Source organism: Gilliamella sp. App6-5, assembly GCF_001690525.1.
Classification (GTDB): Bacteria; Pseudomonadota; Gammaproteobacteria; order Enterobacterales; family Orbaceae; genus Gilliamella; species Gilliamella apicola_H.
Window position 1 is genome coordinate 42,682 of the sequence record NZ_LZGT01000094.1, and the last position, 25,411, is coordinate 68,092.

Here is a 25,411-nt window from a genome sequence, read left to right on the forward strand (position 1 = left end):
CATGGGATTATTTAGCCGTAAAAAGAAAGAGCAACGAAGCATGACGGTTGACGAGTTAATCGCTTACCTTGGCTTGCCTAATACAAATTCGGGCGAATATGTATCGCCTAGCTCAGCCGAGGCATTGCCTGCCGTGATGAATGCGGTCACGGTAATCAGTGAAGCCGTTGCCTCAATGCCGTGTTATCTCTACAAGCTTAACAAAAAAGGCGAACGTGAACGCATATCAAGCCATCCTGTTGAATATTTGCTAAATGAGATGCCAAACACCAAACAGACACCTTACCAGTTTAAACGCACGATGATGCGCCACTGTTTATTAGGTGGTAATGCTTATGCGGTCATTCATTGGGGTAATGATGGGCGACCTAGTGGGCTTGAAAGCTTTCCACCTTATGCTGTTACGCCAAAAAGATTAGGTAATGGACGTTATGCTTACTCCATTGTTGATGAGGATGGTAATGTCACAAATTACTTACAAGATGAAGTATTACATTTACGTTATGCGAGTGATGACGGCTTTATTGGGCGTTCCCCTGTAACTATTTGCCGTGAAGCAATAGGATTGGGGCTAGCGCAGCAACGCCATGGCTCATCTGTAATGAAAAATGGCTTAATGGCTAGTGGTTATGTTTCTATGGCTGAATGGATGGACGACGCAAAAGGCAAAAAAGCCCTAAACGCATTAGAGCGTTATAAAGGGGCAAAAAATGCAGGGAAAACGCCTATCCTTGAGGGCGGTATGAAATACGAGCAATTAGGTATGAGTAATCAAGATGCCGAGTGGTTGCAAAGCAGGCGGTTTACTATTGAAGATATTGCACGTATTTTTAACATTAGCCCGATGTTTATACAAGAATATTCCCATAGCTCATACAGTAACTTTTCAGAAGCTACACGCTCATTTTTAACATTAACGCTAAGACCATGGCTAACTAACTTTGAACAACAATTAAAAGATGCCTTGATGATTGATGTTAGTCAAGATAAAAGCCGTTACTTAATTGAATTTGATACATCCGATCTGATGCGTACTAGCCCGATAGATCGCTTTAACAGTTATAACATTGCGATTAAATCAGGAGTAATGAATCCTAATGAAGCACGACTAAAAGAGGGATTACCTCCTTATGAGGGAGGCGAAGAATTTAGTCAGGCATGGAAGCAAACTGTTGAAGTGAAAAAGGAGATCGATAATGAATAACTTGATTACTTTACATGAAGTTAAAGCACATTGTCGTATTGATTATGATGATATAGATGAAGATACACTATTACAATTATATATTGATGCTGCAATAGAAGCTTGTCAAAAGCATATAGGGAAAAGATTTGATAATGGCTTGGAATTTACACCAGCGATTAAAGTAGGATGTTTACTTTATATTGGATCTTTATATGCCAATAGAGAAACGATTGCCGACTTAACAATTAAGGAAGTGCCCCATACTGTTGATATGCTTTGGAGCGTTTACCGTGACCCAGCTATCTATTAGGTGAATGATGCCAATACAACCATTAAAAAGATGTTCATATCCTAATTGTCGTAACCGTGTTAAATCAGGGCGATGTGATGAGCATAGAAGAGATAAACAGCAAGATAAAGCACGAGGAACAGCAGCACAACGAGGCTATAATCATCGATGGCAAATATATCGAGCTGAGTACCTTAGGCATAACCCACTATGCAAGATGTGTAATGATAAAGGATTACTTACTCCTGCTACTGTGATAGACCATATCAAACCTGTTGAGGATGGACAAAGTGATCCTCTCTTTTGGCAAGCAAGTAATCATCAACCATTATGCCGTGATTGTCATAGCTATAAGACAAGAGTAATAGATAAACGAGGTTATGGCGCTAACCGCTAGGGATGTGCATTTTTGCATATCGATTAATTAATGAACAATATAAGGGGGTGGGGGAGTTGCTCAAAGAAAATCAAAGACTTAAAAGACCGCCCCCCTCCTCAAATTTTTACGCACGGTGATTTTTTAGAAAGTAGAGGAAAAATAATAAGATGAAAGCACCCAAATATTTAGATAAATTAGCTAAAGAGCAATGGAAACTCAGAGCCGACCACTTAGCACAGCGTGATGATATTCAGCCAGCCGACTGGACTAACTTAGAGCTATATTGCGTTAATTATTCAATGTATCGCAAAGCAATGGAAGACATTGCAAAGCGTGGGTTTTCAATCGTTAACTCACAAGGTACAGAAAGCCGTAACCCTGCATTAAGTGCAAAGTCAGAAGCTGAAAAAATTATGATTAAAATGGCTTCATTACTGGGCTTCGACCCTGTTAGTCGTCGCAAAAATCCCGTAGAAGTTGAAGAGGAAGACGAGCTTGACCGTTTGGCATAATTACGCATTATCTGTTAAAAATGGGGATATTTCTGCTTGTAAACGCTTAAAACAAGCAGTAAATCGCTATTTTATTGATTTAGATAATCCAAATTATTACTTTGATAGTGAGATAGTCACTAAATTTATCTCATTCTCAAAGGTTTGTCCTCACGTCAAAGGACACCTTAGAAGTCAGCCTATTAACTTAGAGCCGTGGCAACAATTTTTATTTGCTAATCTGCTGGGTTTTAAGCACATCAACACAGGGCTACGCAAGTATCGCAGTGCCTATGTACAAGTACCGAGAAAAAACGCCAAATCAACAACAGCGGCAATATTGGCTAACTGGTTCTTAGTGATGGAAAAAGGGCAACAAGATATCTATACCGCAGCCGTTAGCCGTGACCAAGCCCGAATTGTGTTTGATGATGCAAGACAGATGGCCATATTAAGCAAGCCAATAAAGAAAAGGGTCACCATTCAACAGCATAAAATCATCAATCCTAAGCAAAATAGTCTATTACGTCCTTTGGCGTCAAAGGCTGCTACTATTGAGGGGACTAACCCTAGCTTATCCATTGTGGATGAATATCATCTACACCCTGATAATGGCGTATATTCAGCCCTTGAGTTAGGGATGGGTGCAAGACCTGAGGGGATTTTATTTGCTATCACTACCGCAGGCAGTAACACAATATCAGCCTGTAAACAGCATTATGATTATTGTTGCCAGATTCTAGCAGGTGACGAGGTTAACGAATCGCAATTTGTGCTTATTTACGAACTGGACGATGAGAGCGCAATCGACAACCCTAATTTATGGATAAAAGCCAATCCCAATCTTGATATCTCCGTCGATAGGGTTGCCTTAGAGGACACCATTAAGAAAGCCAGAGGCATACCCTCGCAATGGGTCGAAATGCTAACTAAACGCTTTAATATTTGGTGTAATGGTGCCACGCCTTGGGTAAATACTGGTAGCTGGATTGCGTGTAAGGCTGATTACTCAGAAGGTGATTTAAAAGGCTTAGATTGCTATGCTGGATTAGATTTATCATCTACTAGTGATATTACTAGCGTCTGTTATTCGTTTCCGTTTGAAACCGAGGTAAGATTATTAACACGGCATTACATTCCTGAATATCAGCTTAATAATGTGGCCAATAAAAACCGTGAGATGTACCGTAAATGGGTTAATCAAGGATGGATACGAGTTACTAAAGGTGATTGTATCGATTATGACCAGATACGGGATGATATTTTAAAAGACAGCGAACAATTTAATATTAAGCTAATTGGCTTTGATGTATGGAACGCCACGCAATTACGCACTCAATTACAAAATATTGGCTTAGACGTTGAGCCATTTCCTCAAACCTATGCACGCTATAGCCCAACGTCAAAAACTGCCGAAGTATTTATCAGCCGTAAACGCATTAGGCACAATGGCGATCCTGTTCTCTCTTGGGCGGTAGGTAATGTGGTTATGGAAACTGATGCTAATGCAAATATTAAACCCAATAAAAAGAAAGCAGCCAACAAGATAGATCCTGCGGTTGCTTTCCTAATGTCATTCGGTACTTACTTGCTTGAGTATGGTGAGATAGATATCAACCTATCAGACGAACAAAAACAAGCATTAGACGAATTTAAAGGGATTGAGCTATAATGCTTTTTTTGCGATATCAGATAATATGTTACTAGTTTGTTTTTTGAGACTGTCTATATCTGAATTGTGCTGTTTTTTTATCTCTTCCAACTTGCTAAGTAAATCGTTTTCAATAGCAATTTTGTCGTGTATTTCTTGTAAGTCATTTATATTGATATTTTTTATAAACTTCTTTATTAAATATTTGGCGTTTTTTTTAACATGGAATTTCTGCGGTTTGCATTGAATAAAATCAAACCACCATTGATACGGCTCTATCATTCTAGTTAATTTTTCACTGGGTAATTCATAGTTAAATTGTTCTAGACTATTTTTAATCTCAGTTATTTTGTTCTCATAATCTTGCGCCATTTTATTGTTATTAATATTTTTGTTATAACTCTCGAATTGTTTATCGTTTAAACATGAATTTTTTATTAACTTCTCAAATTCTTCAAAAAAAATATCGTATTTGCGTTCAAAATCCTCAAAACAGAGATTGAAATCTTTCTGAATAAGGATAAGCATATCTTTATTTTTCGCTATGTTAGTTTGTTTACCAATAAACTTAAAACCAATAATAGTACAAACCAATACACCTAATGCAGATATTGTTGATAATATATCACAAATTAAAGTCCAATCCATTTTACTAATCCAATCCATTTTACTAATCCTATTCTGTAGTTGTTTAATATCATTTTACCATGTCATTAACAACATACAACACTATAATAACACAAGGTTAATTTATTGATTATTAATAATTAATTTTGTTAGTGTTGTTAGTGTTATAAAATTGCAAAAAAGAAGTTTTCTTTTAACTTTTCAATTTCGAATGTTGAAATGATTCTTTAATTAAGAATCAACTAATATAGGTTAATGTTATACGTTATGTTATACGGTTAAACTATGTTTTTTTAAATTTATTTATTATTCAGTTAATTAGTTGTTTATTTAGATTCCTGCTGGGGTCAAGATTAGTTAGAAGCACACAATTAATTTTTATATTTTTATTTATAATGAGTTTTGATAAGTTGGATAAAAAACAATAAAGTCAAAATTCTACTCAACTATTTCTTAGTGGTTAAATTTACGCATCACTAAAAAATCTAAAATCCAGCTAACCCTTTTTTTTATCAATAAATAGAAAGCAATAAAACAATAAATTAAAAACAACCTATAAAAAAGGGTTTTGTAAAATAAAAATCCTATTTGCCTTTTGCGAAATGGGATTATAGTATATTGACTCCTAGGTTCACCGCCGTGTAGGCGGTTTAGAAATAGCTACAAGATTATTAGATAAGGAATTAGCCATCTATCGTCGAATAAGCGGTCAGTCTTATATGCAAATAGCAATCACTGTGCGACTAGTGGATTTTACTTAAAAATACTAAATAAAATAAACATTCTACATGAACATTTTTACAGAAAAAACACAATCATTTTTATAATCTCAAAAGGTTAATACAGCCATTAATCCGGCGTCGGGCAGCTGTAGGGCACATTCTGCAGTTAAAGCATTGGTCGTGAGGTAATTCGCTATAATTCCCTCACTTGGACGTAGTTATTATAGCTATTTTGAACATCCAAACGACAAAAGTACAAAACCCCGCATCCAATCTATTCCAAAGGCCAAAAAAGCTTTATTTTTCGCCAAGGATTGTCAGGTAAGTCATTTATTTTATTAAAGAATTCTACAAATCTTAATCGAAGTCATGTCTAATTAGTTTTTACTAAAAATCCCCCAAAAAACTAGCCAAGCTTTTTTAAAACGGTTATACTTTCACCTATTTCAAACATTCAGCTTATTTAGCAAGCAAATAAATATAAAAAATCAAATAAAACATAAAGTTACTTGACAGGTAAACCATAATGTATTATCATTTTAAACACTAAACACTAAACACTAACGCTGGCAAACCTATGTCTTAAATTTATCGAATAGACACATTAGACGAGTTTTAGCATTTACCTTATTTATATCTTCGAAGTTATCCCTCAAACTATTATCAAAATTATCTCCAAAAGTCCCGTTGACGTTGGCGATATTATTATTGTCGTCTTCATGGAATTCACCAGCGTTAATTGGTCAAAATGGTCGAGTTGGAAATCGCAGTGATGCCATAATACTGCCGCCATCACAATGGGGGGAAGTGAAATTTGTAAGGCCAAATCCGTGCCCCGGTAATTGCAACGGCAACGACAACGGCGCTTTTTTAGGTTCAGACTTTGTTTTCCTTAAAGGATTTTTAGTTAAATCAACCAATCCAACAACATATTCACTTAATTTTCCAACCACGGGTGCTGATGGCTTTATTTTGATTTATACATAGAGGGAGAAGGTGTAGATGAATTGATATGGGAGCCAGTTACGCATGAGGGGATAACCGCCACCGTGAAATTAGTAACAAAACGAGGAGAATACTGGGCGTATGGAAAGTGGTGGGAAGAAGAGGGGAAAATTATATCTACTGTTACATTAATGCGTGTTACGCTAACAGGTTCAGAGGCATTCTCTCAGCGGCACAATTCCTACCCAAGTCGGATTACTGTGCCAAGGTTACCTCAGATTTTTGAATTAGTGGGTAGAAATAGACATGGTGAAGAGGTGATAAAATATGGATTTGTATTGCAAAAATGGTTTGTCACCCGCGTCCATGGCACCGAAAGTCGCCGCCTGCAAGAAGCATGGTGTAATGGCTTAGGTTATCGACTCTCAAGAGTAAAAGATCTTACTAACGCTGTTTGTGTAGAGCGAAATGGTCTCAGGTGCGAACCTGGTCTCAGCGCCGCGCCGTCATCAAATAGAGATATTGTCGATCGTCGAATTGGAGCTGGTATGATCGGAGAGTGGGGGGATGCTATCTAGTTCTTACAATCATGAACGCGATGGGAAAAACTATTTTTATCCTTTTGTCTGGGTGAGTGATTTTCATCCTGATGTTCATAACTCTCAAGGTTGGGTCTTTAAATATTCGTACGATGTTTACTTGTTTTTTAGCATTGGCCAAATATTTCATTATATCGATCTCGACAGGCCCGATACTGGTAGAGGTTTTGGCGCAATATGTGTTACTCCTTAGTATTTTGCTTTTAGCTATTAATTCTTGCGTGGTGGAAGAATAAAGGATAACAGATAGAAGAAAGTCCCCTGTGTAAGCAGGGGCTGTGAGTTAGCAAACATGGTGAGTTGTGCGGTATTGTTACTGAATAAAAAAGCGCTTTTCTCAAAGCAAAAAACAAAATGCTTCTGCAATTCATTGAATTGTAAAAAAATAAATAAAATCAATTTAATAATAAATCGATTTTACAGATAAAACACACTCTTTTTCACAATATCCAAAGGGAAATACAACCATAAATCCGTCATCAAAACGTGCCGATAACAGGCAATAGAGCTCAAATTATTGATAGATTTAGTAGCAAATTTATATTGGTCCGTTTTTAATCATTTAGAAGAGTAAGAACATTTATTGTTTGAAAATCAAAAAGTAATATAAAATCAATAATTTAACAGATAGATTTTTTTTATTCATTAGTGTTCTTTATTATTTTCGTTATTTACAGTTGTTTACAATTCTAACGCTAACCACTACACTAACTCATGTTCTCAACGGGGTGCCGAGTAGGGCTGAGAATGTTAGATAGACTAACGTAACCCGTCGAACCTGAACTGGATCATGCCAGCGGAGGGATTTGAGTTATTGTACTTGCTCAAACCTTTTGTCTTTTTTGGCTATTTTGGAGGCAAAATGTTTTGTAAAAAATTGTTATTATTTTTGGTCTTTTCTGTTCCTTTCATGGCAAATGCTGCTGATATAAAGCCTACCTTAACAGTTTATAGTTATAACTCTTTTATTTCAGAGTGGGGGCCTGGGCAAGAAATTGAAAAGGGGTTTGAAGCGCTGTGTGATTGCCAACTTGAAATTGTCTCATTAGGTGATGGCGTAGCGGTTTTAAATCGAATTCGCCTTGAGGGCGATAGAACCAATGCTGATGTGATCTTAGGGTTAGACAATAACCTTTTAGACCAAGCCAAACAGGCGGGTATTGTTATTCCTCATCAAATTAGTAAGCCCAATAATTTAAATACCGACTGGTGGGATAGTGATTTTATGCCTTATGATTTTGGCTATTTTGCATTTATTTATGATCAACAAAAAATCAATCATCCACCACGAAGTATGCATGAGCTAGTTGATAATCAAGCTAACTGGAATATTATTTATCAAGATCCAAGAACCAGCACCCCAGGGTTAGGTTTATTATTTTGGGTGAAGAAGATATACGGCGATGATGCCGCATCTGCATGGAAAAAAATAGCTAAAAATACCATAACAGTGACCAAAGGTTGGAGTGAAGCTTATGGTCTATTTTTGAAAGGTGAGGCCGATTTTGTGCTTAGTTATAGCACTTCACCTGTTGCGCATATTATGAATGATAATGATCATCGTTATGCGACGGCTATTTTTGATGAAGGCCATTACCGCCAAGTCGAAGTTGCGGGCATTACTAAGTACAGTCAGCAACCGGAGCTTGCACGTTCATTTTTGCGATATTTATTAACCCCTGAGGTACAGCGCCAATTTGCTGAAAAAAATTTCATGTTTCCGATTATTAATATTCCATTACCGGAAGCTTTTCAGCAAATTAAGCCAGTCAATAAAGCGCTTGAGTTTGATGCCAAGCAAGTTGAACAGAATCAAAAAGCGTGGGTACGTGAATGGAAATCCACCATTAGTAAGTAGTTTTATTTAGCCTAATGTTGAAATTAAGAACATTACTTCCTGGTTTTAGCGCTGCAAGCTTCATCTTAATTGTATTAGGCACAGCGCTATGTGCACTTTGCTTGGTCGCTATCAAGTCTAATAATTTAACTATTTATTTTGATAATTATTTAATGCATTTGATTTGGATAACAGTATTTCAAGCAATGTTATCGACATTATTATCTATCTTATCGGCAATAGTAATGGCGAAAGCTTTATCAATGGTCAATTTTTTGGGTAAACGGTTATTGTTACGCATAATGCCTATTACCTTTATTTTACCCACACTCGTTGTTGTGACGGGGCTGCTGTCTGTTTATGGGAAATATGGCTTATTGGCTGAGGTTTTCGATTACTTGGGATTGCCATTTATTACATCCATTTATGGCTTAAAAGGGATATTACTTGCGCATGTGTTTCTTAATTTTCCGTATGCTTGTTGTTTATTTTACCAAACATTAAATAACGTGCCTGTCGCACACAAACAGTTAGCGACGCAGTTAAATTTTTCGAGTTTTACTTATTTTAAATTGGTTGAATGGCCACTGCTACGTCGGCAATTGTTCCCGATGGCATCGCTTATTTTTATGCTTTGTTTTTCGAGTTTTGCCATAGTATTAACGCTTGGTGGAGGACCAAAATATTCCACAATTGAAGTGGCTATTTATCAATCTATTCGTGAGTTTGATTTGATGCAAGCTGTATTTTTAGCCTGTTTGCAGTTAGTTTGTTGTGTTAGTTTTATACGGTTGATGCAAAAAACAAATTATAACAAAAAACTTAGTGTGAACAACGTTAGACAAAATTATTGTGTGCCGGTTTCGTTTCACTTGGCATTGTTGAGTATGGTGATTATTGTTATTGGTGGGCTATTTATTGTTTTCCCCATCATTACGATACTTATTGAAGGGATTTATTTTTTTAAGTGGTCATTTTTAACGTCGACTTTTCAACATGCTATTATGTTTTCGGTATTAATTGCTTTGGGATCGGCTATGATTGCTATGCTACTTGCTTTATTCTTACTTTATACCAACAGCCGCCTATTGATTAATCAGCAAATACAGTGGAGCAATCGATTAATGTTGATTGGATCGCTGATTTTAATTATTCCAAGTATGGCACTGGCGTCGGGTATGTTTTTAATGTTATTTTCTTATGCTTATAGTCCTGTGCTTGTTTGTGCCTTAATTATGTTGTGTAATGGTTTAATGGCATTACCTTTTGTATTAAAAAATCTTGCCACACCAATGTATGATGTGACCTTACGTTACTGGCAATTAAGCCAGTCACTTAATATTAATGGTTTTTTACATTTTTATTTGATCGAATATAAAGCGCTAAAAAAATTAATCATTCAGAGCTTTGCTTTTTCTGCGATATTGTCATTGGGTGATTTTGGTATTGTTGCGTTGTTTGGTGGGCAGTCTGTCATTACACTACCCTATTATTTGTATGAGCAGATTTCTCATTATCATTATCAAGAAAGTACTGTAACGGCTGCATTATTGTTAATATTATCTTTTAGTTTGTTGGTTGTGATAGATTATGATCGAACTGAATCAAATTAATTATCAATATGATAATTTTAAAATACACTTTAATATTGATATACCAACAAAAGAACGAGTCGTTATTGTTGGGCCTAGTGGTGCAGGTAAAAGTACTTTATTAAATTTAATTGCTGGATTTATTCATCCAAAATCGGGTGATATCATTCTTAATAAACAATACGCAAATAACTTACTTCCTGGCAAACGCCCTGTATCAATGTTGTTTCAAGATAACAATTTATTTAGTCACTTAACTGTTGAACAAAACATCGCTTTAGGGCTTAAGCCATCATTAAAGTTAACGGTAACTGAGCAACAGACTATTTGTGACATTTTAATTCAAGTGGGACTGGATGGATTTGGTAAACGATATCCAGAACAGTTATCAGGTGGACAACGCCAGCGAGTGGCACTTGCGCGTTGTTTAATTCAACATCGGCCTATTTTATTATTGGATGAGCCTTTTTCAGCGCTTGATCAAGCTCTACGTTATGAAATGTTAGCATTAGTTAATCAAATTTGTGATAAGTTTAGTTTAACCTTAATGATGGTATCGCATTATCTTGATGATTCGCTCAGCTACTTTTCGCGTTGTTTGGTCGTGGATAATGGGCAGATTGTTTTTAACGGGATGCCAACAGAGTTAAAACAACCAGAAAATAATCGCATTGCGAAAATATTGGGTTTTAATTTTTAATAAAAAGTGAGATTTAAACGCGAAATAAAGCGCTTTGTCTATTCATCTGTAATGCTTTAGAAACCGCCGATTAATCGAAGATATTATGATTTAATTTGCAGACATGTTTATTAATACTGAGTTGTTAATAGTTTTGATCTTTAAATTAAAAAGCTTAGAGTATAAGATTTTATTACCCTCTTAAACATATATGATTTGCAATTGCCAATAATAACAGCGATTAATATTTACACAAAATATCAAGTACCATTTAAAACGATATATATGATGCCATTTATGCTTTGCAATCACCAATATGGAAGGCGACGCACCCGAATCATTATCAACATTATGTGGATTGCAAATTTGGTACGTAAGATTTGATTCACACATGGCCTGATTTAGCAGGGTTAAGCGATAACTTATGTGTTTTTGAAAAAGCATTGTTAATCCTAATTATCATCAATCAACGCACTGGATTGGCAATCCTTATGATAAAAATAGCTTAATTGATTTTGATAAAATAATTAAGTAATCGCTACAGGTTGTTTACAGGGCTATTTAAGGTATGATATTGTATATTTATACAGTGTATTTTAGATGTCGTGAAACCGTTTATGCGAAAAATTATTCATGTGGATATGGATTGTTTTTATGCCGCCGTTGAAATGAGAGACAATCCCCGTTATCGCAATCTTCCTATTGCGGTGGGGGGCGATCCGCGTAAACGCGGTGTGGTTGCCACTGCCAATTATTTAGCACGCCAATATGGTATACACAGTGCTATGTCAATGGCACAAGCTATTAAACTGTGCCCCAATCTTAAAATTATACCCGGTAGGCATGCGGTATATAAAGACGTATCAAAACAGATCCACCAAATTTTTAGGCGATATACTGAATCTATCGAGGCACTATCGCTCGACGAGGCTTATCTTGATGTGACCGATTGTAAGCTTTGTTATGGTTCGGCAACCTTAATTGCTCAAGATATCCGCCAAGCTATTTACAACGAACTTGAATTAACGGCATCAGCAGGTGTTGCTCCACTTAAGTTTCTTGCCAAAATTGCTTCAGATATGAACAAGCCTAACGGCCAGTATGTGATAACACCCAATGAAGTCGATAGCTTTATTGAGCGGCTTCCCCTAAAAAAAATTCCGGGAGTGGGTAAAGTCACTGAAAAAAAACTCGCCCAATTAGGGCTATTTACCTGTAACGATGTTGTTAATTATGATGTGACTAAATTGCTTAACCAATTCGGTAAATTTGGGCGAATATTGCATGAACGATGTCAAGGTATTGATGATCGTGAAGTGTGTAATGACAGGCAACGTAAATCAGTTGGGGTTGAGCGCACTTTAACTGATGATATTCATAGTTGGGAAGAGTGTTTATTGCAGTTCGACCCTTTATTTGAAGAGATAGAAAAACGCTTAAGTAAAGTGCGTGCTGACTTGTCGATCGCTCGGCAAGGCGTCAAATTCAAGTTTGACGATTTTCAGCTGACAACACAAGAGCATGTATGGTCTAAATTAGATAAAGCCGATTTAATTGAACAAGCGCATAAAGTTTGGTTAGAACGGCGGAATGGTCGTGGTGTTCGGTTAATTGGTTTTCATGTAACGTTAATTGATCCCCAAGTTGAAAAACAGTTAATTTTTCCGTTTTAGATCTTTTTCGTTATAAAAAATGAGGATGCAGGCAAAACCTGAACGCATCCTCTTAATAAAATTTCTGTTAACTGATAATTATGATTTTAAACTTGCACCGTTGGTGCTAATCACTTGTTTATACCATTCAAATGAATCTTTTTTATAACGCTTCATGCTACCATTACCGGCATTGTCACGGTCAACATAAATCACGCCATAACGTTTTTTCATTTCGCCGGTGGTGAATGATACGACATCAATAATCCCCCAAGCGGTATAGCCAATCACATCAACACCATCATAATCCATGGCGGTTTGCATGGCTTTAATGTGTGCACCTAGATATTCAATACGTGGTTTGTCGTGTACTTGATTGCCGTTTTCAAGTTCATCAATCGCCCCAAAACCATTTTCCACAATAAACAGTGGTAATTGATAACGATCATACAAACGATTAAGTGTATAACGTAAACCTTCAGGGTCAATTGGCCAGCCCCAATCACTGCTTTTGATATAAGGATTTTCAACCGCATTAGGTAGCGCACCGTTAACAATGTTATCGCGATTGTCATTTTTGGCATCTGCTTTTACAACCGTTGACATATAGTAGCTAAAACCAATGTAATCAACGGTGCCCTGTTTTAGGTAAGTTAGATCTTCATCGGTGATATCTAGCTTATAGCCTTCACGTTCAAACTCTTTCAAAGCATAAGCAGGGTAATAACCACGAACGTGAACATCAGGGAAGAAGAAGCGTTGGTGCATAGCGATTTCTGATGCCATCATATCTTCAGGGTTACAAGAATATGGATAAATTGGCACATGTGACACCATACAACCAATTTGAAAATCTGGATTGATTTTTTTACCAGCAATCACCGCTTTGGCACTGGCTAATAGTTCATAGTGAGCAACTTGATACAGGACTTCTTGCGGATTTTCGCCCGGTTTAACTTGGACGCCCGAATTAGTCCAAAAGAAGATAGGGTTACTGGTATCCATTTGATTATTAATTTCGTTAAATGTCATCCAGTATTTGACTTTATTTTTATAACGCTCAAAACACGCAGTGGCAAAACGTTCAAAAAATTCAACTGTTTTACGGTTTCTAAAACCACCATACTGGCGAGCAATATGTAACGGCATTTCAAAATGCGATAAGGTGATAACAGGTTCAATACCGTGAGCAATTAATTCATCAAAAACGTTATCATAAAAGCGCAGGCCTTCTTCGTTTGGCTCAAGCTCATCACCTTTTGGAAAAATTCGAGTCCACGCGATCGAGGTGCGTAAACATTTAAGACCTAATTCAGCAAAGAGTTTGATATCATCTTTATAATGATGATAAAAATCAATGGCCGTATGGTTTGGGTAAAACTTATCGGGTTCAATATTTTGAGTGATTTGTCTTGCTACGCCATGCGCACCTGCTGTCATGACATCAACTACGCTTGGTCCTTTGCCGCCTTCGTTCCAGCCACCTTCAAATTGATGAGCGGCTAAAGCACCGCCCCATAAAAATGGTTTTTTAGTCATTTTTGATTCCTTGTTATTGCTTAATTTTAAATATGATATCATCAACTGTCACTTCTGTTTTATCCGTTAATGAAATGAATTGGTATTGATCGGTATTAACAATAATAATTGGGGTGATCAGTGGGTAGCCTGCTTGTTTTATTGCCTCAGGATTGAAGCTGATTAGGAGATCACCTTTTTTCACTTTTTGGTGTAATTCAACATGATATGCAAACTCGTTATTAGTCAAATTAACCGTATCAATCCCCACATGAATTAATAATTCAACGCCGTTATCTAATGTTAACCCAATAGCATGTTTGGAATTTTCAAATACCGCAGTTACCTCGGCATCAAAAGGCGCATAAACGTGATTATCAGTAGGTTCAATTGCAATCCCTTCACCCATCAGTTTTTGTGAAAAAGCAGGATCAGGCACTTCACTTAGGGGTAAAGCATGTCCTGTCATTGGGCTTGTAATGCTAACCTCATCAAGAAAAATTTTAGGGTTATCATCTTCGATATTGATATTTTCTTGATTATTAACTGTATCTTGTATGGTTTCACCAGTGCCCAAAATTTGGATCAAAACTACAGGTCCAAACATAGCAATAAGCGCACCAATCAAGACAGCAGTAAATGAATCTGGATTATTAGGGCTAATCGCATTAACGATAGTTAAAGGGCCAGGCAAACCAGCGTAAGCAACATAGTGAGGTGAATAAAATCCAGCCACAATACCACCACAAGCAGCCGAAATACAGCCATAAATAAATGGCTTTTTAAAACGTAAGTTAACGCCATAAATAGCCGGTTCGGTTATCCCAAATAAGCCAGTGATAAAAGCGGATAATGAAATGCCTTTCATCTCTTGAGTTTTGGTTTTTAAATAAAAACCAAATGCTGCCCCGACTTGACCAATAACGGCAATGGTTTGAAATGCTTGGAAAGAGTCTTGTCCATACTGTTTAAAGTTTTCAACGATAACAGGAGTGATCCCCCAATGCACGCCAAAAATAACAAAGACTTGCCAAACGGCTCCGATAATTCCACCAGCTATTGGAGGTGCTAAATTGACGAACCAATTATAGCCATTGGCAATGTATTGTGCACCATTTGCGGTTAATGGGCCAACAATAAGTAGTGTTAAAGGTACCATAATGACAAGACTAAATAATGGTAATAGCACCGGTTTTATAATGCTGTGCAGGCGAGGTTCTAAGAAGCGCTCTAAATAAGAGAGTAACCAAACTAAAAAGAGTGGCGGTAAAACAGTTGAGGCATAAGTGGTTTTCGATAGTGCAATGCCAAATAGATCAATTTCTTGCCCCTCGCTTATTAGTTTTGCAAACTCAGTCCATGTTGGCGATAACAGCGCTGCACAGCAAGCAACTGCGATATAAAGGTTGCAACGGAAATGCTGTGAAGCGGTAATAGCAATAAAAATAGGCAAAAAGACAAAAGGCGCCCAAGAGATGAAATTGAATACCTCAAAGGTGCCAGTTTTTTCTAATTCAGGGCATGCTAATTTAAGTAAAATCAAGATGCCTTGCAAAATCCCTGATGCCGCTAAAATATAGACAAAAGGGGCGAATACGGCTGACATGGTTGCAATAATACGATTTAATATATTGCTATCATTTCCGGCTTCAATTTTGTTATCAATATTAACTAGTTGAGTAAAAGCATTATAAACTTTATCAACATGCGTACCAATAACCACTTGGATTTGACCACCTTTTTCAACAACGGTAATCACGCCCGGCAATTTAGCGATGTTTTCTTTTGCGTGATCTGGTGTATGTTGGGTAACAAGGCGAAGACGCGTTGCACAGCGAGAAACGGTAACAATATTTTTTTCACCGCCTAGCTCATTTAAAATATCAACGGCTAGTTTGTTATAATCTCTAATTTTTGATGACATCCATAATACTCCTAAAAGCAATTTAGTAAGGTTATCTTATAGACAATTTCAAAATTGTTAATGACCAATTATATTGTTTGTGATCTAGATCGACTTTTTACATCATTTAATTTAAAAGTTAACCTAACCTGTATAAAATAATAGTTAAATTGCTTATTCAATAAAAAGATATATCAATGATTAAATATCAAGATGTTGCCCAAAAAATTAAACAGACGATTTATCAGCAGCAATTAGCTAAAGGCACTCAACTTGCCAATATTGAAGGGTTGATTAATCAGTATCAGGTGAGTCGTAGCACAATTATTAAAGCGCTCAATTGTCTGGAACGACAAGGCGTTATTTATCAAGTGCAAGGCAGTGGCATTTTTGTTCGTGAACGCAAAAAAAGAGGCTACCTCAATTTTCTACAAAGTCATGGTTTTACCGTTGATTTAGAAGATGTTTATGGTTCATCAACAGTTTTTAATGTTGATATTATCAAGCCTTGTTCCAAAGTGAAAGAGAATCTACAATGTGATGATCAGGAAGAAGTTTATTTTATTAAACGACTGCGTTACGTTGAAGGTAAATTATATGGTTTAGAACAGTCATATTATCGCAAAAAGTTAATTTGTTATTTAAATAAAGAGATCGTTGAAAATTCAATTTTCAATTATATCCAAGAAAATTATAATATTAATATTGGTTTTTCGGATAAATATATGCAAGTGATAAAGCTTGATGCTGAAATGGCGCAATATTTAGGACTACAAGCGGGTGAGCCAGCACTTTGTGTTGAAGAAATATTTTATACCTCATCTGGTGAGCCATTTGATTTTTCAAAAATCATTTATCATTATGAACATGCAAGATTTTGTATACAAAATCATTCAAAATAAGCCACTTAACATAGTCAAAACCCAGCGCTACGTTGTTAAATTATCGGTAAATAGGCACTAATTCTTATTATTTTCGATAACAATTTTATATCTAAGTTAATTAGCTTGTTTTATTTGTGGTTTGTTATCTGCCATGATGCCAACTAATGCGTGAGGTTTATAGCATTCTTCTAAGTAGTTTAGCTCGTCATTGCTTAATTGTAATTGGGTTGCTTTAACGGCATCTTGAATTTGTTCGGTTTTTGTTGCACCCACAACAGGGGCAGTAACATTAGTTAATAGCCATGCCAATGAAACTTCCGTCATGGATACTTGGTGGCGTTCAGCAATTTCTGCAACTCGATCGATGATCATGTGGTCTTGCTCGGCGGTTTTGTCGTATTTCTTCTTCGCATAGTTATCCGCATTGGCGCGTACAGTTTGGGTGTTATATGGACGAGCAAGGCGACCGCTGGCAAGTGCGCTATAAGGCGTCATAGCAATATTATCTTCTTGGCATAATCCAAATAATTCTCGCTCATCTTCACGCATAATTAAGTTATAGTGGCTTTGAATTGAAACAAACGGTGTTAAGCCTTCATATTTTGCTATGGTGTTTGCTTTTGCCAGTTGCCATGCATAACAGTTCGAAATGCCAATTGCACGGACTTTGCCTGCCAGAATATTTTGATGAAGGGTTTCAAGGACTTCTACTATAGGTGTGTTGTAATCCCAATAGTGATAAATATAAAGATCGACGTAATCCACCCCCAAATTTTTTAGGCTTTGGTTGAGTGATTGGTTGATAGCTTGTTGCCCAGTTATGCCATTAGCAATTTGCTTAGCTTTACGTGGTAAAAATTTTGTTGCTATGACCACTTCATCACGCTGGCTCATATCGCGTAATGCTTTGCCAACATATCTTTCGCTTGAGCCATTTTGATAAGCGATTGCGGTATCGAAAAAATTAATACCTAGATCTAACGCATGAGCAATAATTTCACGACTAGCTGCTTCATTCATTGTCCAATTATGCATTCCGGCCGTTTGGTCGCCAAATCCCATACAACCTAAACAAATCTGCGAGACAGTTAAATCACTATTACCCAGTTTGGTGTATTGCATAATCATTTTCCTTTATTTAAAACAGAAACAGTTAATGCTCTTTATTATATTGCGCTTTTATTTTTATAGTGAGTTTTGAATGTGGGTTAATGTGATATCAATCACGTTTTTACAAAAAATAAAACGGATAAGAATTTCATCTATTAAATTAAAACATATATTAAATTAAGACATAGCAGATTATGGCAAACTATATTGCTTGATTATTTATAGGGCAGGGAAAAGTCAATGCGCAATTCCATGCCCTTTATCGTTAATAATTAGATGTTATCACTGCCACCAACCCCTTTAAATTTTTCAACCAATGCGGCGATTTTTTCAAAAACACGGTTCTTTTTAATTAAATATTGAGGATTAAGTGGACTCATTTTAGGTAGAATCTCGTTCAGCTCTGTACCATTTTCAGTTGCATACTCTCGCTTTAACGACGAGGCGATATAGCGTTTTGTGGCGGCTTCGTTTAAATTTTCTTCTTCTATTAAGGTATTCACTTCGACCTGTAACTCTTGCTGTGCATATAAGAAAAACGCATCAATAATCGAGGCTTTATCTGGAATAGCGTCAAGATCGGTTTGTTTTATAAATTCGACAACTAGCTCCTCTTTAGCGCGATTTTCTAAACTTGATCGAATTAATCGCTGAGTATCTTCGACAATGTCTTGTTTGGTTTTTTCTTGCTTATTTTGTTCATAAATTAACTCAAGAATATAATCCAGATTGATCTCTTGCGATTTTAATAGATCAATTTCGAAAACCACATCATCCCAGTCAAATCTTTGCTGATCTTGTTGATTGGCTTCTTTTTCTCGGCGTAGCCAATCACGAATATCATTATAAGTTGAACGATAATTTTGAATTGCGCGATCAGTTGGTAGTTTAACAGTTTGCATTTTTTGCAGATCTTCATCAGTCACATAATGCTTGTTTTTAAACGCTAAAACCGCTTGCTCATCAGTCATATCTAATTGTTGGAAATCTTTTAATGCAACAAATTCATCATAATTTTGCAACACATTGTCAGCACGCAAGTATTCGCCAAATAATTTAACAAACGCTTTTTTATCTTTGTCGGTAATAATTTCGTCAGGACGTGGGAATTTGTCTTGCAATTCGGCAACGATAGCTAAATAGCCATGGTGCAATTCACCTGAACTTTTATCAGTAAAACCTTCCATGTATTCCTTAAAGCTTTTTTCTAACACCACTTCACGAGTATTACTTTTACCAAATGTTTTTATCGCATCAATGGTAGCTTGTTCTAAATCACGGAACGCCACAATATTGCCAAAGGTTTTAGTGGCATTATAGATACGATTGGTGCGTGAAAAGGCTTGAATTAACCCATGATATCGCAGGTTTTTATCGACAAATAACGTATTGAGCGTTGGCGCATCAAAGCCAGTTAAGAACATGCCAACGACGATTAATAGATCGACTTCTTGATTTTTTACTTTTAAAGACAGATCACGATAATAGTTTTGAAATTGATCGCAACTAACATCAAAGTTAGTTTTAAACATCTGATTATAATCTGCTATCGCAGCAGCTAAAAACTCTTTAGCACTTTGATTTAAGGCATCGGTTTCAAAACTTTCATCGGCAAAATTACCCTGTGCATCTTGTTCTTCATTGGCAGAATAAGAAAATATGGTGGCTATTTTTAATGGCTGATTGGCATTTTTTTGTAATTTTTTGAATGATTCATAATAGAGTTTAGCCGCATCGACACTACTTACAGCAAACATGGCATTAAACCCTTTACTTTTGCCCATTAAGCGGTGGGTTTTTTGTTTAAAATTATTCAAAATATATTGTGTGATTTGCTCAATACGATTTGGGTGGAGTAGTGCTTTTTTATTTTCAGCAGCGCTAAGTTTTTCGAGATCTTGTTCTTGCTCTATCGATTTAAAATTAGGGCGCACATCATTATAGTCAACTTTAAATTTTAGTACCTTTTCGTCACGAATTGCATCGGTTAATACATAAGCGTGTAGTTCACGACCAAAAACATCTGCCGTGGTTTGCGTCCCTATTGCGTTAGTATGCATAATCGGCGTGCCAGTAAAACCAAATTGGTAATACTTTTTAAATTTACGCTTTAAGTTTTTTTGAGCTTCACCAAACTGAGAGCGATGCGCTTCGTCAAAAATAAATACCACATGTTTATCATAGATTGCCAAACTATCGTCGCTTTTCATTAAATTATTAAGTTTTTGAATGGTAGTAACAATAATTTTATTATCGGTTTTCTCAATATTGCGTTTAAGCCCAGCGGTACTATTTGAGCCATTGACACTATCTTTTGAAAATTTTTGATACTCTTTCATGGTTTGATAATCCAGATCTTTACGATCCACCACAAAAAAGACTTTATCAATAAATTCCAGTTCGGTGGCTAACCGCGCCGTTTTAAAACTGGTTAATGTTTTGCCTGATCCTGTTGTGTGCCAAATAAAACCGCCACTTTGTAAGCTACTCCACTTTTTGGCATGATAAGCGCTAATGATTTGCCACAATATACGCTCGGTGGCGGCGATCTGGTAAGGGCGCATAATTAACAATGTGTCATTTACATCAAGCACCGAATAAGTCAGTAACACATTTAACAGCGTTCGGCTGGCAAAAAAGGTGGCAGTAAAGTCTTTTAGATCTTTTATCGGCTCGTTTTTAACATTGGCCCAATTCATTGTAAAATCAAAGCTGTTTTTATCGCGCTTAGTGGTGTTAGCAAAATAGCGCGTGTCAGTACCATTTGAGATAACAAACAGTTGTAAATATTTAAACAGTGAATTATCTTGATTAAAACTCTCTTTACTATAGCGATGCACTTGGTTAAAGGCTTCACGAATGGCAATACCCCGCTTTTTTAATTCAACTTGCACAAGGGGCAAGCCATTCACTAAAATCGTCACATCATAACGATTTGCATAATTGCCAGTTTGCTGGAATTGACGGATAACTTGTAATTTATTATTGGTGACATCTTTTTTATCTAACAGCTTGATATTTTGGATATGACCATCATCAAAAACAAAATCATAAATATGATCGTGGTGGATTTTGCGACTTTTATCGATCATCGATTCATTGGGTTTATCTAAATACTCTAATACAAAACGTCGCCATTCATCATCAGTAAATTGCATTTTGTTCAGTGTTTGCAATTGCTCGCGAATATTGGCTAATAACTTTGCATGCGTGTTTAAATTAGGTAAATATTCATAGCCTTGTCGAGCTAAATCATGAATAAATTCATTTTCTAAATCCGTTTCAGTCTGATAAACAGCTGCTGTCTCTTCTAGCTTGTTGTAGTTATCTAAAATAATGTAGCTATTGGTTTCGGCAATTGGTTTTGTATAAGTTGTCATAGTCTATTCCAGCTATTTAAAATGATAATTTTCGAGTAAATGATTCAGTAAAAAGGCAACAGTTTGCTTTTCAGGTTCAGAAGGTTCGGAAACCATTTCATTAGATAAGGTTGAATGGCTGGTAAAATTGATAATCCGTGTTAAGTAAAGTTTTTTATCGCCAGGCAATAAGTCTGACCATTGCGGATAGCCTAAAAAACTGGCGGTTTTTTCATATAAGTTACGTAATAGGGCAAAATGATATTTTTCAATTTTATTTTCCTTAACCGCTTCTTGCAGCAACTGTTTTAAATAAAGATGATAGGAAAAACTACGGTTTGAATCGCCTTTTTTCTCTTCTAATGCAAATTTACCGTCCTCAAATCGTCTTAAAATATAACTATCTTTTGAAGTTAATTCATTATAAAGCACATTATAAAACAGCGGGTTATGGGTCGTAATAATAAATTTAATGTCAGATTCACAGGATGTGATTAATTGGGCAATATCTACCGCCAACTGGATAAGGTGATTTTCGTCCAATGAACTAACGGGGTCATCAATAAAAATATAGCGTAAATGGTCAAATTCATTAGTCGAGCGTTCGCTTTTGTCAGTAATATTGCGCTCTGCGATAACTAAGTTAATCAGTGTAAAAAAAATACTCCAAATTAAATTGTTTTCTTCGCCTTTAGAGATTTTAATATTATCAATACGCTGATCATTATCCCCAGCTAGCGAAAAAGTAATAGCAGAAAAATCCTCATTGAAATGTGGCTGTAATCTTTGATGGGTATAGGATTGAAAGTAACGAACAATATTTTGGTCTTGTCCTTGATCTTTTAAAATCCAGTCAGTAAATGAGTTAGGTTGTATGATTAATTGATGTTCACCTTCTTGGTGTTTATCATTATTCCAAGCAAATAAATCCTCAGTAAAGGCGTTATAGTACAGGATATTGTGCCTTGTTAAGGCGGCATTATTCTCTTTATCATCTTTACGTTGCGATATAATTAAATTCTTAAAGGTTTGAGATAAACGCGTTTTACCAGTACCGTTAAAGGCATAGATTAATTGGGTTTTTTTATCATTTTTATCCAGCTTTTCAGCAATATTCCTTAATGTGGTATTCATCTTTTTATAACTCTATCTTATGATTCTTACTCTTTCGGAAAGTCTAATAATAAATTCCGATAATATTCATATTGTTTTTGGCGTAATGCTATCTCACGCGGTAACCCCTCGGTGATTGAATTGGTAAGCGCATCGAATTTATCTAAGATTTCGACAATACGAGCTTGTTCCTTGAGTGGGGGAATGGGGATTTTTAATTTGGATAAATTATTATTATAAAGACGTTTAATTGTACCGCCTTCTGCTATTCCCCAATTAGCAATCTGGTAAAAATAGTATAAATACTTATTGAATACCTGTGATTCATCATTTTCAATCCATACAATATTGCTATCTTGGAAATATGCATCTTGTCCATTAAATATAACAGTCCTTCCAATTGTGCCGCTTGCTGAAATTAAAATTTCCCCAAATTTTGGATAATTATATTTATTTTTATATTCCTCAAATAATTTTCGTGAGATATATGCATCGGGCTTTTTCCCAAAAGTCCCTATTTTATAAAATGGTATATCACCTTTTTCTGTGGTCTGTTCCTTTAGTATCCGTTTGCACATTTTTACCTCACCAATTTCCCCTAATGTCTTCCACTCAACCTCATCCTCTTTAAAGGTTAACAATTTATCCCGATAATAGTTGTATTGTTTTTTCCGTGTAGTAAGCTCTGCTGTGAGCTCTGCTGTGAGCTCTGCTGTGAGCTCTGTAAATGTGTCTAAAATACGGACTATTTCAGTTTGAACGTGTAGAGGGGGGATGGGGATTGTAATTTCAATCAAATTCGATTTTGTTAATTTTGCTCTATCACCGCCAGTTAAATATGGAATAAAATTCATATTGCGTAAATAATGATATAAAAATCTATTATCTAATTCAGGCTTGCCTTGGACAATGTGGACGTGGTTGTTTGCCCAAAATTTTCCCGTAGCCCACTGGATTGAATAATTTTTAAGATTTGCAGACCCATCTTCAGCTATTAATACATACTCACCATTATGAGTGTAACCTTCAACATAATCTTGAATATTATTTGCACCATAATATGGTATTTGACCTCGAATACGTAAAGACGCTTTTACTGGTTTTCTTGTATTGTTTGCTATTTCTGCCACTTCCCCCAGCGTCTTCCACTCAACTTCAACACCTTTCAGCAACTCAGTTATATTATTACTCTTAATCATGCTTCAATCTCCGCCACAATCGCGTCAATTTGGGAGCGTAAGCTATCAATTTTAGCTACGGTATCTTTTATTTCGGCATTAAGCTGGTTGATATCAATCACTTCACGGGTATTTTCGGCTTCCACATACGAACTGACCGATAGATTATAGTCATTTTCCGCAATGGTTTGATTATCAACTGATTTAGCAAAATATTCGATATCTTGCTTGCTAGCAAATACTTGCATAATTTCTTGAATATGTTCATCAGTGAGAACATTATTATTGGTCTCTTTTTTAAAGAGTTTGCTAGCATCAATAAATTGTGTCGTTTTGACGGTTTTATTTTTGGCAAGCACCAAAATATTAACCGCAATCGAGGTACCATAAAATAAATTGGGTGCGAGCGAGATTACAGTTTCGACAAAATCATTATCGACCAAATATTTGCGAATTTTTTGTTCCGCACCACCACGATAAAATATCCCCGGAAAAGTAACAATTGCCGCTCGCCCACACTCGGACAGGTAACTTAGTGCATGCATAATAAAAGCAAAATCGGCTTTCGATTTTGGTGCCAGCACGCCAGCGGGTGCGTATCGGTCATCATTAATTAAGGTTGGATCATCACTGCCAATCCATTTAATTGAATAGGGTGGATTAGAAACAATGGCATCAAATGGTTTTTCGTCGCCAAACTTTGGATTAAGTAGCGTGTCGCCTAAAGCTATTTCGAATTTATCATAGTTGATATTGTGTAAAAACATATTCATTCGAGCAAGGTTATAGGTGGTATGATTAATCTCTTGACCGAAAAACCCATCCTCAATGATATGTTCATCAAACTGTTTTTTCGCTTGTAACAATAAAGAACCCGAACCTGCCGCTGGGTCATAGATTTTATTGACCTTTGTTTGATTATGTAAGGCTAATTGTGAGATCAATTTCGACACATTTGGTGGCGTAAAAAATTCACCACCAGATTTACCGGCATTCGAGGCATAATTAGAAATCAAAAACTCATAAGCATCGCCAAACAGATCAATTTGATTGTCTGCAAAATCACCAAAATCAAGTTCGGCAACACCATTAAGTACTGCGGCTAACCGTTTGTTTTTATCGGCAACTGTATTACCTAATCGGTTACTGGTGGTATCAAAATCGGCAAATAGCCCTTTAATATCGCTTTCTGAAGGGTAACCAATAGCTGAACTTTCAATCGCATTAAAAATATTAGCCAAGTCAGTATTTAAACTTGGATTGGTATTGGCATTTGCTACAATTTTACAAAATAATTGGCTAGGATAAATAAAATAGCCTTTGGTTTTTATTGCGTCTTTTTTAATTTCATCGGTAATGACATCGTCGGATAAAGTGCTGTAATCGATACCTTCTTCACCACCTTCAATATAATTAGCGAAATTTTCACTAATAAAGCGATAAAACAAAGAACCAAGTACATACTGTTTAAAATCCCAACCATCGACCGCACCACGGACTTCGTCGGCAATTTTCCATATTTGGCGTTGTAGTTGATCGCGCTGTTGCGTTCCTGTCATTGATTGGGCGTTATTGGAAGTCATATTTTCAAAATTCCTAAATAAAAAATAGGTGTTGCCTGATTAGAAAGTAACTAATTTTTACTTCCTTATTAGTCATTTTATCGCTCACTGTTATAGGTGCTATATCATAGCTGA

20 protein-coding genes and 1 riboswitch are annotated in these 25,411 nt (G+C 36.1%); of the genes, 12 read left to right on the plus strand and 8 right to left on the minus strand.

Annotation, left to right across the window (positions count from 1 at the left end; all coding sequences use genetic code 11):
* Position 1: 1 nt before the first annotated feature.
* The 5 genes from A9G24_RS11355 (at position 2) to A9G24_RS11375 (ending at position 4,017) form a co-directional block, all read left to right on the plus strand.
* Positions 2-1,204, plus strand: coding sequence for a phage portal protein (locus A9G24_RS11355; RefSeq protein WP_065639112.1), 1,203 nt, complete (start codon positions 2-4; stop codon positions 1,202-1,204).
* A complete protein-coding gene (locus A9G24_RS11360; RefSeq protein ID WP_065639113.1) occupies positions 1,197-1,496 on the plus strand; it encodes a head-tail connector protein in 300 nt (99 codons plus the stop codon). The genes A9G24_RS11355 and A9G24_RS11360 overlap by 8 nt, the downstream gene beginning before the upstream one ends.
* Before the next feature lie 7 nt (positions 1,497-1,503).
* Entirely contained in the window at positions 1,504-1,872 is a 369-nt protein-coding gene (locus tag A9G24_RS11365) for an HNH endonuclease signature motif containing protein (RefSeq protein ID WP_065639114.1), read from the plus strand.
* A 149-nt stretch (positions 1,873-2,021) separates the two neighbouring features.
* Complete coding sequence (locus A9G24_RS11370) at positions 2,022-2,366, plus strand: phage terminase small subunit P27 family (protein WP_065639115.1); 345 nt, start codon at positions 2,022-2,024, stop codon at positions 2,364-2,366.
* Positions 2,350-4,017, plus strand: a complete 1,668-nt coding sequence (locus A9G24_RS11375; RefSeq protein ID WP_065639116.1) for a terminase large subunit — start codon at positions 2,350-2,352, stop codon at positions 4,015-4,017. The genes A9G24_RS11370 and A9G24_RS11375 overlap by 17 nt, the downstream gene beginning before the upstream one ends.
* Here the strand turns inward: A9G24_RS11375 and A9G24_RS11380 are convergent.
* Positions 4,012-4,662: a hypothetical protein gene (locus A9G24_RS11380; RefSeq protein WP_065639117.1), complete on the minus strand. Its 651-nt coding sequence runs from the start codon at positions 4,660-4,662 to the stop codon at positions 4,012-4,014. The genes A9G24_RS11375 and A9G24_RS11380 overlap by 6 nt on opposite strands.
* Before the next feature lie 1,391 nt (positions 4,663-6,053).
* On the opposite strand from A9G24_RS11380, the gene A9G24_RS11385 reads away from it, so the two are divergent.
* From A9G24_RS11385 to dinB, 6 genes are all read left to right on the plus strand, one after another.
* Positions 6,054-6,332 (plus strand): hypothetical protein, encoded by a 279-nt coding sequence (locus A9G24_RS11385; RefSeq protein WP_065639118.1) that lies wholly within the window; start codon positions 6,054-6,056, stop codon positions 6,330-6,332.
* A 20-nt stretch (positions 6,333-6,352) separates the two neighbouring features.
* On the plus strand, positions 6,353-6,868 hold the full coding sequence (locus tag A9G24_RS11390) for a hypothetical protein (protein WP_065639119.1): 516 nt from the start codon (positions 6,353-6,355) through the stop codon (positions 6,866-6,868).
* Between the two features lie 735 nt (positions 6,869-7,603).
* Positions 7,604-7,712: riboswitch (TPP riboswitch) on the plus strand.
* A 39-nt stretch (positions 7,713-7,751) separates the two neighbouring features.
* On the plus strand, positions 7,752-8,747 hold the full coding sequence (gene thiB, locus A9G24_RS11400; protein WP_065639135.1) for a thiamine ABC transporter substrate binding subunit: 996 nt from the start codon (positions 7,752-7,754) through the stop codon (positions 8,745-8,747).
* 14 nt (positions 8,748-8,761) lie between these two features.
* Positions 8,762-10,339: a thiamine/thiamine pyrophosphate ABC transporter permease gene (gene thiP / locus A9G24_RS11405; RefSeq protein WP_065639121.1), complete on the plus strand. Its 1,578-nt coding sequence runs from the start codon at positions 8,762-8,764 to the stop codon at positions 10,337-10,339.
* Positions 10,317-11,018, plus strand: coding sequence for a thiamine ABC transporter ATP-binding protein ThiQ (gene thiQ, locus A9G24_RS11410; RefSeq protein ID WP_065639122.1), 702 nt, complete (start codon positions 10,317-10,319; stop codon positions 11,016-11,018). Before thiP ends, thiQ begins: the two co-directional genes overlap by 23 nt.
* Before the next feature lie 596 nt (positions 11,019-11,614).
* Entirely contained in the window at positions 11,615-12,670 is a 1,056-nt protein-coding gene (dinB, locus tag A9G24_RS11420; RefSeq protein ID WP_065639124.1) for a DNA polymerase IV, read from the plus strand.
* A 78-nt stretch (positions 12,671-12,748) separates the two neighbouring features.
* Here dinB and A9G24_RS11425 read toward each other — a convergent pair whose 3' ends face one another.
* Both A9G24_RS11425 and A9G24_RS11430 read right to left on the minus strand, forming a co-directional pair.
* Positions 12,749-14,188: a 6-phospho-beta-glucosidase gene (locus A9G24_RS11425; RefSeq protein ID WP_065639136.1), complete on the minus strand. Its 1,440-nt coding sequence runs from the start codon at positions 14,186-14,188 to the stop codon at positions 12,749-12,751.
* A 13-nt stretch (positions 14,189-14,201) separates the two neighbouring features.
* Positions 14,202-16,091: a glucose PTS transporter subunit IIA gene (locus A9G24_RS11430; RefSeq protein WP_065639125.1), complete on the minus strand. Its 1,890-nt coding sequence runs from the start codon at positions 16,089-16,091 to the stop codon at positions 14,202-14,204.
* 176 nt (positions 16,092-16,267) lie between these two features.
* On the opposite strand from A9G24_RS11430, the gene A9G24_RS11435 reads away from it, so the two are divergent.
* Positions 16,268-16,972, plus strand: coding sequence for a GntR family transcriptional regulator (locus tag A9G24_RS11435; protein ID WP_065639126.1), 705 nt, complete (start codon positions 16,268-16,270; stop codon positions 16,970-16,972).
* A 96-nt stretch (positions 16,973-17,068) separates the two neighbouring features.
* On the opposite strand, the gene A9G24_RS11440 is transcribed toward A9G24_RS11435, so the two are convergent.
* The 5 genes from A9G24_RS11440 to A9G24_RS11460 all read right to left on the minus strand — a co-directional run bounded on the left by A9G24_RS11440 (position 17,069) and on the right by A9G24_RS11460 (position 25,273).
* Positions 17,069-18,076 carry an aldo/keto reductase gene (locus A9G24_RS11440; protein ID WP_065639127.1) on the minus strand — a complete coding sequence of 336 codons (1,008 nt, stop codon included), beginning with the start codon at positions 18,074-18,076 and terminating at the stop codon, positions 17,069-17,071.
* Between the two features lie 260 nt (positions 18,077-18,336).
* Complete coding sequence (locus A9G24_RS11445; RefSeq protein WP_065639128.1) at positions 18,337-21,444, minus strand: type I restriction endonuclease subunit R; 3,108 nt, start codon at positions 21,442-21,444, stop codon at positions 18,337-18,339.
* Between the two features lie 12 nt (positions 21,445-21,456).
* A complete protein-coding gene (locus A9G24_RS11450; RefSeq protein ID WP_065639129.1) occupies positions 21,457-22,557 on the minus strand; it encodes an AAA family ATPase in 1,101 nt (366 codons plus the stop codon).
* Between the two features lie 26 nt (positions 22,558-22,583).
* Entirely contained in the window at positions 22,584-23,735 is a 1,152-nt protein-coding gene (locus A9G24_RS11455) for a restriction endonuclease subunit S (protein WP_065639130.1), read from the minus strand.
* On the minus strand, positions 23,732-25,273 hold the full coding sequence (locus tag A9G24_RS11460) for a type I restriction-modification system subunit M (RefSeq protein WP_065639137.1): 1,542 nt from the start codon (positions 25,271-25,273) through the stop codon (positions 23,732-23,734). Before A9G24_RS11460 ends, A9G24_RS11455 begins: the two co-directional genes overlap by 4 nt.
* Positions 25,274-25,411 lie beyond the last annotated feature (138 nt).

Excerpts from the sequence above, each read along its gene's own strand:
- A9G24_RS11355 (WP_065639112.1), top strand. The coding sequence starts at position 2 with ATGGGATTATTTAGCCGTAAAAAGAAAGAGCAACGAAGCATGACGGTT.
- A9G24_RS11360 (WP_065639113.1), top strand. The coding sequence starts at position 1,197 with ATGAATAACTTGATTACTTTACATGAAGTTAAAGCACATTGTCGTATT.
- A9G24_RS11365 (WP_065639114.1), top strand. The coding sequence starts at position 1,504 with ATGCCAATACAACCATTAAAAAGATGTTCATATCCTAATTGTCGTAAC.
- A9G24_RS11370 (WP_065639115.1), top strand. The coding sequence starts at position 2,022 with ATGAAAGCACCCAAATATTTAGATAAATTAGCTAAAGAGCAATGGAAA.
- A9G24_RS11380 (WP_065639117.1), bottom strand. The coding sequence starts at position 4,662 with ATGGATTGGATTAGTAAAATGGATTGGACTTTAATTTGTGATATATTA.
- thiB (WP_065639135.1), top strand. The coding sequence starts at position 7,752 with ATGTTTTGTAAAAAATTGTTATTATTTTTGGTCTTTTCTGTTCCTTTC.
- thiP (WP_065639121.1), top strand. The coding sequence starts at position 8,762 with ATGTTGAAATTAAGAACATTACTTCCTGGTTTTAGCGCTGCAAGCTTC.
- thiQ (WP_065639122.1), top strand. The coding sequence starts at position 10,317 with ATGATCGAACTGAATCAAATTAATTATCAATATGATAATTTTAAAATA.
- dinB (WP_065639124.1), top strand. The coding sequence starts at position 11,615 with ATGCGAAAAATTATTCATGTGGATATGGATTGTTTTTATGCCGCCGTT.
- A9G24_RS11425 (WP_065639136.1), bottom strand. The coding sequence starts at position 14,188 with ATGACTAAAAAACCATTTTTATGGGGCGGTGCTTTAGCCGCTCATCAA.
- A9G24_RS11430 (WP_065639125.1), bottom strand. The coding sequence starts at position 16,091 with ATGTCATCAAAAATTAGAGATTATAACAAACTAGCCGTTGATATTTTA.
- A9G24_RS11435 (WP_065639126.1), top strand. The coding sequence starts at position 16,268 with ATGATTAAATATCAAGATGTTGCCCAAAAAATTAAACAGACGATTTAT.
- A9G24_RS11440 (WP_065639127.1), bottom strand. The coding sequence starts at position 18,076 with ATGCAATACACCAAACTGGGTAATAGTGATTTAACTGTCTCGCAGATT.
- A9G24_RS11445 (WP_065639128.1), bottom strand. The coding sequence starts at position 21,444 with ATGACAACTTATACAAAACCAATTGCCGAAACCAATAGCTACATTATT.
- A9G24_RS11450 (WP_065639129.1), bottom strand. The coding sequence starts at position 22,557 with ATGAATACCACATTAAGGAATATTGCTGAAAAGCTGGATAAAAATGAT.
- A9G24_RS11455 (WP_065639130.1), bottom strand. The coding sequence starts at position 23,735 with ATGATTAAGAGTAATAATATAACTGAGTTGCTGAAAGGTGTTGAAGTT.
- A9G24_RS11460 (WP_065639137.1), bottom strand. The coding sequence starts at position 25,273 with ATGACAGGAACGCAACAGCGCGATCAACTACAACGCCAAATATGGAAA.